The organism is Candidatus Cloacimonadota bacterium (genome assembly GCA_011372345.1).
Taxonomy (GTDB): Bacteria; Cloacimonadota; Cloacimonadia; order Cloacimonadales; family TCS61; genus DRTC01.
Genome location: DRTC01000245.1, coordinates 1 through 3,420 on the forward strand (window position 1 = coordinate 1; position 3,420 = coordinate 3,420).

Consider the following 3,420-nt stretch of genomic DNA (forward strand, 5'->3'; position numbering starts at 1 on the left):
AAAGTACACAAATTATTCTGTAAAATCTTCTGTCAAATTTTAATTAGATTTTTTTCACAGAATGCAATTCTGTGCTACTTTCACAATCAGCATTGTTTTTGATACTTTGATCGAAGATTTTCTGTTGTTGCCCTGATTCAACCAGTCAATAGATTTAACTAATTTAACCAGATTCTTTCGGTGTTCTCTCGGTGTTTTCGGTGTTTATTTTTTCATTTCATTTGTTCCATAAAATCAATCAATTCTTCCAGAGTCGGAGAATAACAATTCCTCACATAAAATCCGGAAGTATAGACTCCGAGAGCAAGACATTCCTGCGGAGAAAATCCGTAAATCCAGCCGCTGCAGAATCCGGCATTATAATTATCACCTGCTCCGGTTGTCAGTTTCGGTTCGGGAGTGTAAGGACCTTCAATCCGGAAATTTCCGTTTTCGGTTGCACAAACTGCTCCATCTAAAGGATGAATTGTAACAGCAGTTATTTCTAACTTTTCCCTGATTTCACCCGCTCGAGAGATGACATTTTCTTCAAATATATCAAGAGTACGAGCTATGACATCAGATTCGTTTTTATTCATACCAAAAATAATTTCAGCATTTTCTTGAAATCCGGATATCAAAGAAAGGACTTTTAAAATATCTTCATTTGTTCTTTTTTTCGGATCAGCAAGATCAAAAAAAACTGTTGGTCGATGCGAGATTTCAGAACAGATTTCGTTTAATCCCTTAATGATAGAATTCATTTCAGGTAAACTTGACCAATTTGTAATTCCAATTAAAGAAAGTGATTCAAATTTTTTCTTCAATTCATCTTTTGAAATATGTTGAAGAAGATTCTTCCAATTCACTTCCGTTAATTTATTGATTTTACCGAGCATCACTTTTCCATCATCGAATTCCAAAGCATCGGTGTGACCGGGATCAGTTAGAGATATCACATTTTCACAATTACGAACAAAATCTTTAAAAAGCGGATGAATTTTATTTTTCCCTAAAGCTCCAATATAAGAGGTTTTATGTCCTTGCTGATAAAGTGCATTTGCCATTATCGGACCATTTCCACCGAGTTTGATTTGAGCAGGAACAAGTTCGATATTTCCACTCAAACCTGACATTTTAGAAATATTTTCCGCAAGTTCGGAAATCGTGGAAAGTCTTTCGTATTTTTCAGGATTCTCTCTCTTTTTCACGACTTCGATGATCTCGTCGATAAAACCGTCAAAACCGATCAAAACCTTTTTCTGGTGAAAATTGTTCTGCTGAAAGTTGTTCTGCTGAAAGTTGTTCTGCATTTTTTTAATCAGATTTTTCAAAATATTTTTTTGATCCATTCTAACCTCTTTTTTTTTGAGTTTAAAAAAACAAAAAGCGATTTTTTATACAAGAAAAAAAATGATTGCCAGAAAATATAACAATTTCGAATTTATCCAAAAATTTTTATCACATTTTGCAAAAATGTGTCACAATGTAGCACAGAATTGCATTCTGTGGGATTTATTTTCATTCCGAAACTCAAGTTTCGAAATGAAATTACTTAAACTCTGATTATTAAATTTCCAAAACGGAGTTTTTCGTCCAATTATGTTCCCTCATCATCGTTCCGATGATGCCTGAATTTTGGGAACAAGGGAGTAGCACAGAATTGCATTCTGTGACAAAAAATCAAAGAACCATTGAGACAATGGTGATACAGGAGAATAAATGAAATTCAACCGTTCCAGCGGGATATTATTACATATCTCATCCTTACCGGGAAAATACGGGATCGGAAGTCTGGGAAAAGAAGCATTCAAATTTATCGATTTTTTAGAAAGTTCAGGACAAAAAATCTGGCAGATATGTCCAACTGGTCCTACCGGTTATGGAGATTCACCTTATCAGACCTTTTCCGCTTTTGCCGGAAATCCTTTATTCATCGATTTGGAAAAAATTTTAGAAGATGGTTTTTTATCAAATTCCGACATCAATATTGAGATGAATTTTCCCAGAGACAAAGTTGATTTTGGAAAAGTGATCGAGTTTAAAAACAAGATTTTTAGAAAAGCATTCTTGAATTTTCAAAAGAACATTCCTTTAGATTTTTATACATTTTGTGAAAATGAAACGGACTGGCTTAACGATTATGCTCTTTTTATGTCTTTGAAAAAATACTTTTCCGGGAAACCGTGGAATGAGTGGGATGAAGATATCAAGTTGCGAAAACCGGAATCGACTTCGAAGTATGAGAAATTACAAAAAGAAGAAATTTTATATCACAAATTTTTGCAATATTTGTTCTTCAAACAATGGAAAGAAGTTCACGATTATGCAAGATCAATAGGAATAAAGATTTTCGGTGACATCCCTATCTACATTGCTTTCGATAGTTCCGATGCCTGGTCAAATCCGGAATATTTCCAGTTTGATGAAAATAAAAATCCGATCCAGGTTTCCGGGTGTCCGCCTGATGATTTCTGCAAACTCGGGCAACTATGGGGAAATCCCCTTTATAACTGGCAAAAACACGAGCAGGAAGATTTCGTCTGGTGGATTAAAAGGTTCAGGAAAACTCTGGAAATTGTAGATTATGTCAGGATCGATCATTTTATCGGATTTGTTCATTATTATGCGATTCCAGCGGAAAACAAAACAGCAGAAATCGGTGAATGGCTTCCTGGACCTGGAAAGAAATTATTCGAAGCAGTTCAAAATGAATTAGGGGATTTACCGATCATTGCGGAAGATCTGGGATTGGTTACTGAAAAAGTCGTCGAATTGCGGGAATTTTTCCAATTTCCCGGGATGAGATTACTTCAGTTTGCTTTTGGAGGAGATGAGAACAATCCATTTTTCCCGGAAAATTATCCGGAAAATTGTGTCGTTTACACAGGAACTCATGACAATGACACAACCGAAGGATGGTACCAAAATATTCCTGACTTCGTTAAAGACCATCTTCACCGATATTTGAATTACGATGGAAAAGAAAAGATAAGTTGGAAATTGATCGAAGTTGCCTGGAAATCGAAGGCAGACTTAGCAATAATTCCAATGCAGGATTTCCTGGGATTGGATAATTCTGCTCGCTTTAATTCTCCGGGTTCTGTAGGTGGAAATAACTGGAAATGGCGAGTTATGAAAGAACAGTTGTCGGATGAATTAGCTAATAAAATAAAGAAACTGACTGTGGAAAGTGATAGATAATGACTTTACGGATGGTCGAGGAAGGAGACCTCCGAAATGGTCAGGAAAGTAAACCAACCGAGAAACAGGAACTTGTTATGATCAGGAAATAAAAGTCACCAATTGCGAAGGATTCGTTTCTCGCTTTTTCCTGATTCAACCATTTCAACCAATTCAACCAATTCAACCAGTTCAACTAATTCAACGAGTTCAACTAATTCAACGAGTTCAACCATTGCGAAGATTTCGTTCCTCAAC

The 3,420-nt window shown here is 35.7% G+C and carries 2 protein-coding genes; one reads left to right on the top strand and one right to left on the bottom strand.

Annotated elements, in window-relative coordinates; genetic code table 11:
- Positions 1-212: 212 nt before the first annotated feature.
- Positions 213-1,331 carry a carbohydrate kinase family protein gene (locus ENL20_04695; protein HHE37853.1) on the bottom strand — a complete coding sequence of 373 codons (1,119 nt, stop codon included), beginning with the start codon at positions 1,329-1,331 and terminating at the stop codon, positions 213-215.
- Between the two features lie 370 nt (positions 1,332-1,701).
- On the opposite strand from ENL20_04695, the gene malQ reads away from it, so the two are divergent.
- The gene (malQ, locus tag ENL20_04700; protein ID HHE37854.1) at positions 1,702-3,183 is read left to right on the top strand and encodes a 4-alpha-glucanotransferase; all 1,482 of its coding nucleotides are present in this window, start codon (positions 1,702-1,704) and stop codon (positions 3,181-3,183) included.
- Positions 3,184-3,420 lie beyond the last annotated feature (237 nt).